This window comes from Cryobacterium algoricola, from assembly GCF_004402485.1.
Lineage (GTDB): Bacteria > Actinomycetota > Actinomycetes > Actinomycetales > Microbacteriaceae > Cryobacterium > Cryobacterium algoricola.
Genome location: NZ_SOFG01000017.1, coordinates 62114 through 76148, shown reverse-complemented (window position 1 = coordinate 76148; position 14035 = coordinate 62114). Strand labels below are relative to the sequence as shown.

The 14035-nt window shown below is 66.3% G+C and carries 11 protein-coding genes, 1 tRNA gene and 1 pseudogene; 11 read left to right on the top strand and 2 right to left on the bottom strand.

The window, feature by feature from the left end; translation table 11 throughout:
* The first annotated feature begins 249 nt into the window (after positions 1-249).
* The 3 genes and pseudogenes from E3O44_RS13440 to E3O44_RS20010 all read left to right on the top strand — a co-directional run.
* Positions 250-489, top strand: a complete 240-nt coding sequence (locus E3O44_RS13440; RefSeq protein WP_134535283.1) for a DUF4244 domain-containing protein — start codon at positions 250-252, stop codon at positions 487-489.
* The gene (locus E3O44_RS13435; protein WP_134535282.1) at positions 470-898 is read left to right on the top strand and encodes a TadE family type IV pilus minor pilin; all 429 of its coding nucleotides are present in this window, start codon (positions 470-472) and stop codon (positions 896-898) included. The genes E3O44_RS13440 and E3O44_RS13435 overlap by 20 nt, the downstream gene beginning before the upstream one ends.
* Positions 895-1164: pseudogene (locus tag E3O44_RS20010) on the top strand (Rv3654c family TadE-like protein); the annotation flags it as partial. The gene E3O44_RS13435 and the pseudogene E3O44_RS20010, both read left to right, overlap by 4 nt.
* A 117-nt stretch (positions 1165-1281) precedes the next feature.
* On the opposite strand, the gene E3O44_RS13425 reads toward E3O44_RS20010, so the two are convergent.
* Positions 1282-1524: a hypothetical protein gene (locus E3O44_RS13425; RefSeq protein ID WP_134535327.1), complete on the bottom strand. Its 243-nt coding sequence runs from the start codon at positions 1522-1524 to the stop codon at positions 1282-1284.
* A 141-nt stretch (positions 1525-1665) separates the two neighbouring features.
* Here E3O44_RS13425 and topA point away from each other — a divergent pair, with 141 nt between their 5' ends.
* The 6 genes from topA to E3O44_RS13395 all read left to right on the top strand — a co-directional run bounded on the left by topA (position 1666) and on the right by E3O44_RS13395 (position 9334).
* Positions 1666-4704, top strand: a complete 3039-nt coding sequence (topA, locus tag E3O44_RS13420) for a type I DNA topoisomerase (RefSeq protein ID WP_134535326.1) — start codon at positions 1666-1668, stop codon at positions 4702-4704.
* 50 nt (positions 4705-4754) lie between these two features.
* Positions 4755-5378 (top strand): dTMP kinase, encoded by a 624-nt coding sequence (gene tmk / locus E3O44_RS13415; protein WP_134535325.1) that lies wholly within the window; start codon positions 4755-4757, stop codon positions 5376-5378.
* Between the two features lie 177 nt (positions 5379-5555).
* A complete protein-coding gene (locus E3O44_RS13410) occupies positions 5556-6812 on the top strand; it encodes a DNA polymerase III subunit delta' (RefSeq protein ID WP_134535281.1) in 1257 nt (418 codons plus the stop codon).
* Positions 6813-6911: 99 nt separating this feature from the next.
* A complete protein-coding gene (locus tag E3O44_RS13405; protein ID WP_241976322.1) occupies positions 6912-8492 on the top strand; it encodes an alpha/beta hydrolase in 1581 nt (526 codons plus the stop codon).
* A gap of 75 nt (positions 8493-8567) precedes the next feature.
* Positions 8568-9206: a TetR/AcrR family transcriptional regulator gene (locus E3O44_RS13400; protein ID WP_134535280.1), complete on the top strand. Its 639-nt coding sequence runs from the start codon at positions 8568-8570 to the stop codon at positions 9204-9206.
* Positions 9207-9258: 52 nt separating this feature from the next.
* Positions 9259-9334, top strand: a tRNA-Thr gene (locus tag E3O44_RS13395).
* Positions 9335-9349: 15 nt separating this feature from the next.
* On the opposite strand, the gene E3O44_RS13390 is transcribed toward E3O44_RS13395, so the two are convergent.
* Complete coding sequence (locus E3O44_RS13390) at positions 9350-10507, bottom strand: site-specific integrase (protein ID WP_134535279.1); 1158 nt, start codon at positions 10505-10507, stop codon at positions 9350-9352.
* A 685-nt stretch (positions 10508-11192) separates the two neighbouring features.
* Here E3O44_RS13390 and E3O44_RS13385 point away from each other — a divergent pair.
* Both E3O44_RS13385 and E3O44_RS13380 read left to right on the top strand, forming a co-directional pair.
* A complete protein-coding gene (locus tag E3O44_RS13385; RefSeq protein ID WP_134535278.1) occupies positions 11193-11642 on the top strand; it encodes a hypothetical protein in 450 nt (149 codons plus the stop codon).
* 297 nt (positions 11643-11939) lie between these two features.
* Positions 11940-12935 carry a hypothetical protein gene (locus E3O44_RS13380; protein ID WP_134535277.1) on the top strand — a complete coding sequence of 332 codons (996 nt, stop codon included), beginning with the start codon at positions 11940-11942 and terminating at the stop codon, positions 12933-12935.
* Positions 12936-14035 lie beyond the last annotated feature (1100 nt).

Here is a 14035-nt window from a genome sequence, read left to right as displayed (position 1 = left end):
CAGGACCGGGACGGGCGGGGTTGTGCACGCATCCCGGACGGGAGCCGGTACCGGGGACCGGCAGGGCGAATCTGGACTCGATCGTGCCGCCGGACTACCGCGTCGATGGACGCGAGAGGAGAAGAACCGATGCCGAGCACCACAACCACGTCGCAAAGCCAGACCGGGTCCAGGCCTGCCCCCTGTGTGCCTGAGTTGCGCGCTTCAGAGAGTGCGCTTCCGCCGAAACCGAAAAGGCGGGTGTCCGGCATGGCCGATGCTGCGGCCGGCGCGGTGCCGCACGGCATCGTGCGCACCCGCACCGTGCCGACGAACACGTCGCGCGCCCTGAGACGGCTGCGCGACGAGGGAGGCGCCGCGACGGCCGAGTACGTGATCGCGACGATGGCGGCCGTCGGCTTCGCGGGGCTGCTCATCCTCATCCTGCGGGGAGACGAAGTGCGCGGCATCCTCACCGAGCTGGTGCGCCATGCCCTCACGGTGGGGTAGCCGGAGGGGCGCCGCCCGCGCGGCGTGCCGTTCCGGTTCCCGTGCCGCGATCCCCCGTGCCGCGACCTCCCGTGCCGAGGGGAGCAGCGCCACGAGGGAGCGCGGCAGCGTCACGGCCGAGTTCGCCGCCGTCGTTCCAGCCGTCCTCCTCGTGCTGCTGCTGTGCCTCGGCGGGGTGCAGGTGAGCGGTCAACAGGTCCGGCTGGCGGATGCCGCGGCCCAGGCCGCCCGTTCCCTCGCCCGGGGCGACGGGCTGGTCCACGCGACCGCGCTCGCGCGGCAACTCGTCGGCGGAGCGATCGTCACCGCGGACCAGCGCGGCGACGCGGTCTGCGCCCGGCTGAGTGCGCCCGGCGCGCTCGGCATCACCGTGACGGCGGCATCCTGCGCCCTCGGCGGCGCCACGTGACGCGCGACCGCGATCGTGGCTCCGGGTCGGTGCTCGCCGTAGGCGTCCTCGGGGCGGTCGTGCTGCTGACCGCCTTGGTGCTCCCGCTCTTCGCGGTGCTTGTCGTCGGCCAGACCGTGCGGGCGGCGGCGGATGCCGCGGCGCTCGCCGCAGCGGACACGCTGTCGGGGCTCGTGGCCGGGGTGCCCTGCCAGGCCGCGGCCGAGATCGCGGCCCTGGACGGGGCATCCGTGGCGCTGTGCACAACGGAGGGTCCGATCGCGAGTGTCACGGTCACCCGGCACTTTCTCGGCTGGAATCTGAGGGCGCAGGCCAGCGCCGGTCCACCGGGTTCGGCGGACGGCGGTGCGTCGCCCGGGGTCGAGCGGGGCGGAGGGCCCGGTTCAGTCGAAAATGGCCTCGAGATAGCGGTAGTCGACGGCCGTCGGGCGCTCGGGAAATTCCGTGGAGTCGAACTCCAGGCCGGCTCCGCGGGTATAGAGGTAGCGCTTGCCACCGGACTCCGCGGGAATCTCCAGACGAGGCCGGATATCGCCCGTCTCGAGGAACTCGGTGGTGATCGTCTTGCCTTCGAGGGGGCCGTCCGTAAGCTTCGCGGTGTACGTGCCCGTAGCTGCTGTACCCATGCCTCCATTGTCCTCACCCAGGCGCGGCTGGCAAGTCCCAAAGCCCTGTGTGACGTGTGGCCGATTAGGTGGGCACCGTCTTTCTGTGTGTATGGTGTGCCTTGGCCCTTCAACGGGCCGATACCTATAAAGAGGAGTCTGGTGCCAGGCACTAAGAAGCTGGTCATTGTCGAATCGCCGACAAAAATGAAGTCGATCGCCGCGTATCTCGGCGACGGCTACGAGGTCCTGTCCTCGGTCGGCCACATTCGAGACCTGATCGAGCCCAAGAACCTGCCCCCCGAATTGAAGAAGGGGCCCCTCGGCAAGTTCTCCGTCGACGTCGACAACGGCTTCGAGCCGTACTACGTCGTCTCCGACGCCAAGAAGAAGACCGTCGCCGAACTCAAGCGGGCGATGAAGACGGCCGACGAACTCCTGCTCGCAACTGATGAGGACCGCGAAGGCGAGGCCATCGCCTGGCACCTCCTGCAGGTCCTCCAGCCCAAGGTCCCCGTGAAGCGCATGGTGTTTCACGAGATCACCAAGGAAGCGATCCTCAAGGCGAAGGACAACACCCGCGACCTCGACACGGCCCTCGTCGACGCGCAGGAGACCCGGCGCATCCTCGACCGGATCTACGGGTACGAAATTTCCCCCGTGCTGTGGCGCAAGGTCGGTCCCGGCCTCTCCGCCGGGCGCGTGCAGTCCGCCGCGACCCGCCTCGTCGTCGACCGCGAACGCGAACGCCTCGCCTTCGTGTCCGCCGGCTACTGGGACCTCTCCGCACAGCTCGCGTCCGGGACGGCGACCACCGATGCCGCGTTCCAGGCCAAGCTCGTGCGCCTCAACGGCGAGCGCATCGCCTCCGGTGGCGACTTCGACGATCTCGGCCGTCTCAAGCCCAAGGTCACGGCGACGACGCTCGACGAGGCATCCGCCCTCGCCCTCGCCGACGCGCTCAAGGACCCGAACGTCGCGATCACCGTGACCAAGGTCGCGTCCAAGCCCTATCGTCGCAGCCCCGCCGCCCCGTTCACGACGTCGACCCTGCAGCAGGAAGCCGCCCGCAAGCTGCGCTTCACCGCCCGGCAGACCATGAGCGTCGCCCAGTCGCTCTACGAGAACGGCTACATCACCTACATGCGTACCGACTCGCCGTCGCTCTCGCAGCAGGCGATCAATGCCGCCCGCAACCAGGCGTCCTCGCTGTACGGCCCCGAGACGGTGCCGGCCCAGCCGCGTCTCTACAAGGGCAAGAGCAAGAACGCGCAGGAGGCCCACGAGGCCATCCGCCCGTCCGGCGACACGTTCCGGACGCCCTCCTCGCTCGCGAACACCATCCGCGGCAACGACTTCCGTCTCTACGACCTGATCTGGAAGCGCACCGTCGCCTCGCAGATGGCCGACGCGACCGGTTCGACCGCGAGCGTCACCATCGCGGCAGGCCCGACCGGAGTCTCCCCGCACCCCGCGGCGTCCGGCGTGCTCGCCGAGTTCTCCGCGAGCGGCACCGTGATCACCTTCCGCGGCTTCATGCTCGCCTACGAGGAATCCCGCGACGAGGAGCGCAACGCGCCCACCGACGCGACCGAGTCCAAGCTGCCGCCGCTCGAAGAGGGCCAGTCGCTGTCCCTCCTCGAGGTCGAGGCCAAGGGCCACGAGACCACCCCGGCCGCCCGGTACACCGAGGCGAGTCTCGTCAAGAAGCTCGAAGAGCTCGGCATCGGCCGTCCGTCGACGTATGCCTCGATCATCTCCACGATCACCGACCGCGGCTATGTCACCCCGCGCGGCCAGTCGCTCGTGCCGAACTGGATCGCCTTCTCGGTGGTGCGCCTGCTCGAGGAGTACTTCACCGATCTCGTCGAATACGACTTCACCGCCGAGATGGAGGACGACCTCGACCGCATCGCCGACGGCAAGGCCGACCGCGTCGACTGGCTCAACAGCTTCTACTTCGGCTCGGAGAAGCACCGCGGTCTCCGCCAGGTCGTCGACAACCTCGGCGAGATCGACGCCCGGTCGATCAACTCGATGCCGATCGGTGACGACATCACCCTCCGCATCGGCAAGTACGGCCCCTACCTCGAGGTCATCGACCCGAATGCGGCAGCGGATGCCCCGCCGCGCCGGGTGAACATCCCGCCGGAGCTCGCACCCGACGAACTGACCCCCGCGAAAGCACGTCAGCTCATCGACGCGCCCGTCGTCATCGACCGCGTCATCGGGGTCAACCCGGAGACCGGCAAGAACATCGTCGCCAAGGACGGTCGCTTCGGCCCGTACGTCACGGAGCTCGACCCGGCACCCGCGGAGCCTGTCGTCGTCGAACTCGTCGAAACCCAGACCGAGTCCGCCGGCGAGACCATCGACCCGCTCACCGGTGAGGTGACCCAGCTGGTGGATGCCGGAGCTCCCGCAGCGAAGCCCAAGCGCAAGCCGGCCGCGAAGAAGGTCGCTCCCGCCGACAAGCCGCGCACCGCGTCGCTGTTCAAGTCGATGGACCTCGCCACGATCGATCTCGAGACCGCGCTCCGGTTGCTCGACCTCCCGCGCGTCGTCGGCCTCGACCCCGAAACGCAGACGGAGATCACCGCCCAGAACGGCAAGTTCGGCCCGTACCTGAAGAAGGGCGTCGACACCCGCTCGCTCACGAGCGAGGACCAGATCTTCGAGATCGACCTGCCCGGAGCGGTTGAGCTGTACAACCAGCCCAAGTACGGCGCGCGTCGCGCGTCGAGCGCCCTGAAGGAATTCGAGACGCCCGACCCGGACAGCGGCAAGGCGATCAAGATCAAGGACGGCCGTTTCGGCGCCTACGTCACCGACGGCGTCACGAACGCGACGATCCCGAAGGCGGAGACGGTCGAAGAGGTCGATTTCGATCGGGCCGTGCAGCTCCTCGCCGACAAGCGTGCCAAGGGACCGGCCGTCAAGAAGGCGCCCGCGAAGAAGGCCCCGGCCAAGAAGCCGGCCGCCAAGAAGCCCGCCGTGAAATCGGCGGCCGCCAAGAAGCCGGCCGTGAAGAAGGCCACCGCGACGAAGGCCACGGCCACGAAGGCCACCGCGACGAAGACCACGGTCACCAAGACCGCGGTCCGCAAGCCGGCCGTTACCAAGACCGGGACCTCCACCAAGACCGCGACGACCAGGACTGCAGCGACGAAGACTCCCGCGGGTTCGACCACCCAGTCGTGACCGCACCAGACGTGACCGGGGCAGCCTCCACCGAGGCCGCCCCGACCGGCCTGACCCCGACCGGGCTCTTCATCACCCTCGAGGGCGGCGACGGTTCCGGCAAGTCCACCCAGGCCCGGCTGCTCGCCGAGTGGCTCGGCGAGCAGGGGCGCACCGTCCTGCGCACCCGGGAGCCCGGCGGCACCGTCGTCGGCGTCGAAATTCGGGAGATCGTGCTGCACCACACCGGCGAGGTGTCCCCGCGCGCCGAGGCCCTGCTGTACGCGGCCGATCGCGCCCAGCACATCGCCACCGCCGTGCGTCCGGCGCTCGCCCGCGGAGAAGTGGTGGTCCAGGACCGCTACCTCGACTCATCCGTCGCCTACCAGGGCGCCGGGCGGGTGCTCGGTTCCGCCGAGATCCGCGACCTGTCGCTCTGGGCCGCGGAAGGCCTGCTGCCGGAGCTGACTATCCTGCTCGACCTTGATGAGACCGCCGCGCGCGGCCGGCTCGACGCGGCCAACAAACGTTTCGACCGCCTCGAGGCCGAGAAGGGCTACTTCCACCGTCGGGTGCGTGCCGCCTTCCTCGACCTCGCCCGCGCCGAACCGGACCGCTTCCTGGTCGTGGATGCCGCACGCCCGGTCGACGATATCGCCGCGCTCATCCGCGCCCGCGTCGCACCCCTCCTCTGACCCCGCCCCGCCTCCCATTCGCCGCCCCGCGACCCCGCGCTGTTCCGAATTCAGGAGTCGAGCCCGGATTCGGGCTCAAACCGGAGCAAAAACCGGTTTAGGCCGACCCAACTCCTGAATTCGGCACGGGCGTGATGCCCGGGGCGGGATGTCAGCGGCGACCGGTACCCTGAGGGAATGAGCGTGTGGGACAACCTGACCGGCCAGGCGGATGCGATCGCGATCTTCCGCGCCGCCGCTGAGCCGCTGCAGAGCGCGGCTGACGCCCCCGCGAGCGCCACCGGCAGCCGCGCTGCCGCCAACATCGGCACCACCAGCGGCACGTCCGCGTCCAGTGCCTCCGCGTCCAGTGCCTCGGCGTCCAGTGCCTCCGCGTCCATGACGCACGCCTGGCTCATCACGGGCCCGCCCGGTTCGGGACGGTCCAATCTGGCCTTCGCCTTCGCCGCCGCCCTCCTCAGCCCGGGAACGCCCGCCGAAGACGCGACCGCCGAACGGCTCGTGGAGGCCCGCACCCACCCCGACCTCGTCGTGCTCGCCACCGAGGGCGTCATCATCAAGATGGAGTCTGTCAAAGAGGCCGTGAAACGCTCGCAGTACTCGCCCTCGGTCGGCCGCTACCGGGTGATCGTCGTCGAAGACGCCGACCGCATGGTCGAGCGCACCTCCAACGTGCTGCTCAAGGCCCTCGAAGAGCCTCCGGAACGCACCGTCTGGATACTCTGCGCACCGAGCGAGGCCGACCTGCTGCCGACCATCCGGTCCCGGGTGCGCACCGTGCGGCTGCGCGTGCCGAGCGTCGCCGACGTCGCCGCGCTCCTCGTCGCCCGCGAAGGCGTCGACCCCGCCATCGCCGAGCGCTGCGCCCGCGAGGCGCAGAGCCACATCGGCATGGCGCGGCGGCTGGCCACGAACCCCGAGGCCCGTGAACGGCGCGAGGAAACCCTGAAGGCCGCGCTCGGCATCCGTGGGGTGTCGTATGCGGTGAACGCCGCAGCGCGACTGCTCGCGATCGCCGGAGACGACGCGAAGGCGATCACCCTCGAGCGGGACGCCGCCGAACGGGAGAGCGTGTTGCGCTCCCTCGGCGTCGAGCCGGGCAAGTCCGTGCCGCCCGCGCTCCGCGGCCAGATCAAGGCGCTGGAGGACGACCAGAAACGGCGCGCCACCCGGAGCCTGCGCGACGGGATCGACCGCATCCTCGTCGATCTGACCTCACTGTACCGGGATGTGATCATGGTACAGTTCGGCCGCGAGAATGAAGTGATCAACCGGGAGCTCCTCGTCGGAGTGCGTGCCGCAGCCGCGGCGTGCGCCACCGTCACGACGCTCGCGACCCTGGACGCCATCGCGATCGCCCGGCAGAGAATCGAATCCAACGTGGCACCCGCACTGGCCCTCGAGGCCATGCTGGTGTCCGCCATTCGACGATGACGCCGATGACCACGAAGACCACGACGATGACGCCGCCCACCCGTGGCGCTCGTGAGAGCCTGAGCACACCTGCCCGACAAGACCAGTAATGAGGAACCGTTGACCACACGCATCCGCCAGCGCCCGGCGTCGAATGGCACACTGACGCGCCGCCCGGCCGCCCGTCGCTTCGCGATCCTGGCCGCCGCCGTCGTCGTCACGATGGGGTTGAGCGGATGCGTGCCGGCCTTCCTGCCGCAGCCCTCCGCCTCGACGTCGTCCCCCACCGGCGAAACCGTCAGCAGCGCCCTCGACCCGTTCTACAACCAGGTGCTCACCTGGACCGACTGCGGCAACAGCATGCAGTGCACCACGGCGAAGGCGCCGCTCGACTGGACCGCGCCCGGAACCGACACCGTCGACCTCGCCCTCGTGCGGCATCTCGCGACCGGCACCCGGGTCGGCTCCCTCCTGGTGAACCCCGGCGGGCCCGGCGGCTCCGGGTACGACTTCGTGAAGGCCTCCCTGGACTACGCCACGGATGCGAAGTTGCAGGCCGGGTTCGACATCGTCGGGTTCGACCCGCGCGGGGTCGGGCGCTCGTCAGCGGTGAAGTGCTACGACCCGGCGCAGATGGACGACTACCTCTACTCGATCCCCACGGCAGCCCGCGGCACCGACGCCTGGATCCAGGAGGTCGAGAAGTCCTCGACCGACTTCGGGGCGGCCTGCGCCACGAACTCCGGCGCCCTGCTCGCTCACGTCGACACCGTGAGCGCTGCCCGCGACCTCGACATGCTGCGGGCCGTGCTTGGCGACAAGAAGCTCAACTACTTGGGTTACTCCTACGGCACCTTCCTCGGCGCGACCTACGCCAACCTGTTCCCGGACAAGGTCGGCCGGCTCGTGCTCGACGGGGCGCTCGACCCCTCGACGAGCAACGCCGAGGTCACCCGGGTGCAGGCCGTCGGCTTCGAGAACGCGCTGCGGTCCTACCTCGCCGATTGCCTCGGCGGGTCGACGTGCCCGTTCAAGGGCACCGTGGACCAGGCGATGTCCACGATCTCCGCCCTGCTCGACTCGGTGGATCGGAGCCCGCTCGCCGCGAGCAACGGCCGGATGCTCGGCGCCAACACCCTGCTGACGGCGATCATCTACCCGCTGTACCAGGCATCCGCGTGGCCGAACCTCAGTGAGATGTTCCGGAGCGTGATGCAGGGCAACACCAAGCTCGCCTTCCAGTTCGCCGACTCGTATAACGGACGCAACTCGGACGGCAGCTATCTGGACAACTCGACGGAGGCCTTCCTCGCGATCAACTGCCTCGACTACAGCTACAACGACGACCCGGCCGTGATGCGCGCCGACGCCGCCGCCATCGAGGCCGCAGCACCGGTGATCGGCAAGTACATGGCTTACGGCGACACCGGCTGCGCCAACTGGCCGGACAAGTTCACCGGCACCCGTGGCGAGATCCACGCGCCGGGAGCGGCGCCGATCCTCGTCGTCGGCACGACGAATGACCCGGCGACCCCGTACGTGTGGGCGCAGAGCCTGGCGAAGCAGCTCGACAGTGCGCAGCTCGTCACCTACGCCGGCGAGGGCCACACTGCGTACAACAAGTCGAATGCCTGTGTGAACAACGCGGTGGACTCCTACCTCCTGCAGGGGACGGTGCCGGCCGCGGACCCGAAGTGCTGATGCCCGGGGGCGGCGCCGCGGCATCCGCTCGTCGCCCTCGAGGTGCACATTTGCGCACCGTGTAAGAATGTGACCATGGTGGATGTTGCGGAAGAACCCGGCCTGCGTGAGCGGAAACGTCGGGCGACCCACCGGGCCATCCAACTCGCGGTGCTCACACTCGCGGCCGAGCGCGGGGTCGACAAGGTCACCGTCGAAGACATCAGCCGGATCGCCGACGTGTCCCCGCGCACCTTCTTCAACTACTTCCCGTCGAAGGAAGCCGCTCTCGCTGGCGACGATCTCGCCCTCGGCTCCGAGGCCGAGATCGAGGAGTTCGTACATGGCAGTCCTGCGGGAGACATCCTCGCCGACCTCGCGGTGCTGCTCACGACGAGTCTGCAGAATTCGGAGGATGACCGGGAGGTTCATCACCTGCGGCGTCAGGTGATGAAGGAGAACCCCTACCTGTTCGGGATGCGGATGGCCACTCTCCGCAACTTCGAGGGACACCTCGACGAGGTCATCAGTCGGCGCCTCGCGGCCGACGATCCGGTACTCGCCGCGGATCCCGTCGCGCTGCACCAGCGCGCCCTGTTGCTCACGCTCGTCGCGGTCGCCGCCCTGCGGCACGCCTGGCGTTGCTGGGCCGAGGGGGACGAATCCCTGCCGCTCGCCGATCGGGTGCGGGCCTCATTCGCCGGACTGTACGAGTTGACCCTCCGGACCAGCTAAGCTTTGTTGCTGTGTCACCGCGCGTTTCCGGAAGGAAGCATTCGGGCGTCACGCCGCCTTAGCTCAGTTGGTAGAGCATCTCACTCGTAATGAGAAGGTCGTCAGTTCGATTCTGACAGGCGGCTCCAAATAAATCCCTGGTCCTAGGCTGTTTCTGAGCTCGACGAAATCGCAGATTCCGCCGTTTCCCCGGCCCGTGCCCACATTTTGCCCACATCTGTACGACGCGCCCTGTCGTCGAGGGCGGTCGCAACGGCATCCAGATCGTCGTCGAACAGGTCGCTGTACACGTCGAGCGTCATCGCCGCCGAGGCGTGGCCGAGCATCCGCTGCACCGAGAGCACCGTCGCTCCCGCCGAGATCGCGAGCGATGCTGCCGTGTGCCGCAGCGAGTGCGGCGTGATCTTCGGCAGCTCCGGATAGCGCTTCCGCAACACCGCGACCGCGGCGTCGAAGCGGCGATTTCGGAAGTTGCCGCCGCGCAGCACCCCGCCCGCCGCGGACGTGAACACGAGGTCGTCGGCACGCTTTCCGGCGCACTGGGCGGCGAGCAGGTCGGTGAGGAACGACGGGAACGGCACCGAGCGGCGCTCGTGGTTCTTGGGCGTGCCCCAGATGATCGCGCCGGTGGGTTCGGTGACGGCCTCGGCGACGTCGAGGCGCCGGCGCTGGAGGTCCACCCGCTTGACCTTGAGGGCGGCCAGCTCGCCCCAGCGCAGGCCAGTGTAGGCGAGCAGGAAGATCACCGTGCCGTCGGTGCCGCAGAGCTCGGCCAACTCGGCGACCTGCTCGTGCGTGAGGTAGCCGCGCGGGTCGGCGGTCACCCGCGGCAAGCGGATGTTGTCACACGGGTTGTGCGGGATGCGGCGGTCCTGCACGGCGTACTTCATCAGCCCGGAGAAGATCACGTGGATCTTCCGCACGGTCGAGGGCGCAAGCGTGGCACTCAGGCCGGTGACCCAGACCTGAACGTCAACGTGTGTGACGGCGACGAGCGGCACGGCACGCCACTGGGGCAGCACGTACCGGGCCAGGATCCACTCGTAGGCGCCCCGCGTCGTCGGCTTGAGGTTAGAGCGAGCCGCGAGCCACGTCGTGGACCAGGTGCCCACGGAGACGCGCGACAGGGTCGGATCGACCCACTCGCCGCGGCCCTTGGCGACCTCGACGCTGGCGAGGAATTGCTCGGCGTCGCGCTTGGTCCGGAAGCCGCGCTTGTCCGTCTGGCGACGATCCGGGGTCCGATATCGGACCCGATAGCGCTTGCCGCTTTGCGTCGTGTACGTGTGGATGCTGCCCATGGCTCCATCTCGATTTCGTCGTCGGTCGGGAGGTTGCGAGAGGTTGTGACACTGGAAGTATCGCCTGAACGTCCGACGCCGAGTCGAGGGCATTCGGAGTTCCGGGATCGGGTCGCGGATGTCTAGGGGGTCGCTCAGCGTCCCCCTCAGGGGTACGGTCACCGTCCCCTTCAGGGGTACGAAAACTGACCCAGCGAGGGGACGCTCACCGTCCCCTTTAACAGTAAGGAACAGGAAGAGCAAAACTGGAGCAGTACGCGCGCGCGAGACGACCCTGTGGATAACTCCTCCGGGAACACCGGATGTCCGGGCGAGCGAGGGAAGCTCGAACGACGAAGAGCCACTGAATATCGTTGGCGCGAGGTCCTCTCCGGAGGGACCTCGAGGCGAGTGCATACACACCTGCCTGGTCGTTTACCCCGTCATCGAGAGCGAATAGGTAAACGACTGCCCGAGGGCACTCTTTCCCTGTCCCACCGCCACCCCCTCGCTGCGCTCGCTTCCCAACCCCCCACACCCAACGGCATTGTGTGGGGGGTTGGGAAGTAAAAGGGGAGGTGGTGGGACAGGGAAAGAGTCAGAGGTAGATGAAAGAAATATGAATGAAAGAAAAAGAAAAAACAATGAGAAAAGACAAGAAGAAAAAACAGGTGAGTGGCTGAAGTTCTGAGGGACGGGGAGCGGCATGGTGCAGGTGACAGAGCGTGATCTGGCGATGGTCGACTGGCTGGGCACGGTGCGTCTGGCGGAGGTCAATTCGATCCGGTGGGCACTGGGCGCGATGTCGGGTTCAGCGGAGCCGATCAGCACCAGGAAGGCGCAGCACTGGGTGATGCGGATGGTTCAGGCTGGACTCGTGGCCCGGGCGCGCCCGACGTTCCAGAGTGCGTCGTTCGTCTGGGCGACGCACGAGGCTGTCGGTAAGCAGCCGCCGAACCTGTTCCGGCAGACCACGAGGCATGAGGTCGCGGTCGCGGCGGTATCGGCCCGGTATCTCGCTCTCGGCTATACCTGGAAGCGCGACCGACGACCGGTCAGCCATCTCGACCACCAGGCCGACGGTGTCGCAACCTATGGCGACCGTGTGGAGCTCGTCGAAGTTGAGCTGACAGCAAAGTCACCTGCTGGGGTGTGAGCGCGGGTTCCGCGTCGACGTTGTCGTAGCAACATTCCTCCTCGTGGAATTTTGTTGGCCCCTTACGAGTGTCCTCCGAAGAGCCGACTGTACGTATTTATCGCTCTGATCTAGATTTTTCCTGGGACAAGCTCTTATTCGGGAGTGCACTGAGGCTCTCGACTGACGCTTTGGGGCTTCAAATAGGATCATTGGGGGATAATCTTGCGGCGACCAAAATGGCACTTCACCTTGACCATAGGAGCTTTGCTTGTTGTGCTATCAGCACCAGTAAGCGCCTACGGCGAGACACAAGACATGGATCTGGCAAACCCGCAGGCCTTACTCGAAGACATTGCGCCGGGCAAGGTTATTCCGAGCGATTCCAATACTCAAGTCGACCGAAGGGCGGATTCCGCCGAGGCATCGACCGCTCGCATGCAGGACGGTGAAGGCCCGTCGATTGATGTTCGATCGAGCGATTTCGGTCGATCGACGGTCGTGTCCTTAGATGCGAGTCTGGCATTCGCAAAAAGGACGGGCGACTTCGATGTTTACCTAAGCGCGGACAAGAAAATGGGAACGTACACCAAGCCCTCCATTGCCGGCGCTCAAATCATCTTTGCGATAGGTTCCGCGGATCATCTGGGTGATCTCAAGGTCCAACTCCCGATAGTGTCAGCGAAGCCCGCTCAGCGAAACGGCCTGATGCTGACGCTCACGGACGATAGCAAGATCTATGTGATGGCACCCTGGGCTCGTGACGCCATCGGAAAGGATCTGGCGACCCACTACGAAGTCGATGGCGATACGTTGGTTCAACGGATAGATACGACGGGCCACTTGACCTACCCCATCCTGGCCGACCCAGCGTGGACGTACGTCAACGACTATGGAATCGGGACAACAACGCCGGGTGTCGCCTCCGCGATCATGCACGGCTGCTTTAGCTGCTACTTTCCCGTGCCGGGTGCTCCAAGCCGCTTTCCGACCGTTGGGACTGACCTGCCACTCATGGTCGGGCCGTGGAGTTTTCACTGCACGTTCGGTCAAGAAGCGACCGGACACATGCCGGGATATCCGACTTGGGCGTTCGAATTCGAAGCGGCCTCGGGCCATGTTGATGGCTTGGGATCCTATATTTCATTTGGATTCTTCAAGAATGACGGCGAATCGACATACACTCTGGAGGTCTTCGGCTACATCGTCAACGACAACCCTACGGGCGTTGGCCGGCCGGCTTACTTGCTCGGTGCATCCGCCGAATGGGCGATATTCGCTTCAAACATGAGCAATATTTCCATTGTTACCTAGACGAGGAGCTGCGTTATTACGCCTGTCAAGCCGAAAAGAATCGAATACCTAAGAGCGACGATTCCACCGTTCGTAGTCTCCCTGATACTTGTGCTCGTGTCGTTTTCCATTCAGCCATTCTTTGGGATTATTTGGCTGTTGGCGCTGATGTCATTCGCAATCGTGTCATCAGTCGTGGCCATTGCAGTCATTCTCTGGGTAAATCATCGAGCTCAAACCTCGGGGAGCACGACGCTGAAAAACAGATCTCGCGTTTTCGGGATCTTGACAGCATGTTGGGGAGGATCGTGGCTGCTAGCACCGATCGCATACTGGTTGATTTCGGCAACCCTCCTCCTTGGGCCCTCGGTACCTGCGCCAGCGCTGACAGACGTCGCCCTCAGCGCGCTGGGACTCTGCTTTCCTCTGTTGGTCATCTATGTAGCTACGACTGGGGTCTCACTGCGCTACATCGCACCAGTGCAAAACCAGCTGACTCCGTGAATGAATTGCGGGCTTGCCAGATAACTGACCACGCGTCATGAGGTCGCTGTCGCGGCGGTCTCGGCCCGGTGTCTCGCTCTCGGCTACGCCTGGCAGCGCGACCGACGGCCGGTCGGCGTGCTCGACCACCAAGCGGACGGTATCGCCACGCGCGACGGCCGTGTGGAGTTCGTCGAAGTGGAGCTTACGGCGAAGTCCGCGCCGCGCTACAAACTGATCTACCAGAACCACTCGAGGCGGCTCACACATGACGGAGTATCGAGGGTCGCCTACTACTGCACAGCGGATGCCGAACGGATCGTGAATCGGGAGGCGGACAGATTGATCTTCCGCACAGAGCGACCTCGGTTCGTGTCGACGGTCGCGTTCGATGAGCGCGGGCACTGGATTGCCGCACCGTCCAATCTCACGAGGTCGGGGCGATGTGGCCCAGCCAAGGCGACGATCGATTGAAGGCGGTTCTGGGAGCGGCGAAGAACCCTCCGCAAGCCGGCTCACTGTCTTAGGCGTCGACACGGTCAGCAACTCGGCATCAGATCGCATAATTGTTGCCCATGTTTCATAACCCATGGAATACGGGCCGGCAATTTCGAATGGACTCGCGGTCCTACCTTGAT